Here is a 206-nt window from a genome sequence, read left to right as displayed (position 1 = left end):
TCGCCGGGGCCTTCGTCTGGTCGCCGGCGCTGGGCGAGATCAAGAAAAGCGGCAAGGTCCTCACCGACGCCGCCGAAGTCGGCCAGTGGGGTGCGCCGACCTTCGAGGTGTGGGTGGCGCGCAAGGACTTCGCCGAGAAGCATCCTGAAATCGTCGCCCGCTTCGCCCGCGTCAGCCTCGATTCCTTCGCCGACTACAACGCGCAC

General features: G+C 67.5%; 1 protein-coding gene. It reads left to right on the top strand.

Annotated elements, in window-relative coordinates:
• Positions 1-206, top strand: a 206-nt coding sequence (locus tag BST15_RS21145) for a glycine betaine ABC transporter substrate-binding protein (protein WP_272937524.1), incomplete at both ends; no start/stop codon positions are given.

It is taken from the genome of Mycolicibacter arupensis, from assembly GCF_002086515.1.
Classification (GTDB): domain Bacteria; phylum Actinomycetota; class Actinomycetes; order Mycobacteriales; family Mycobacteriaceae; genus Mycobacterium; species Mycobacterium arupense.
This window is presented reverse-complemented; position numbering and strand designations above follow the sequence as displayed.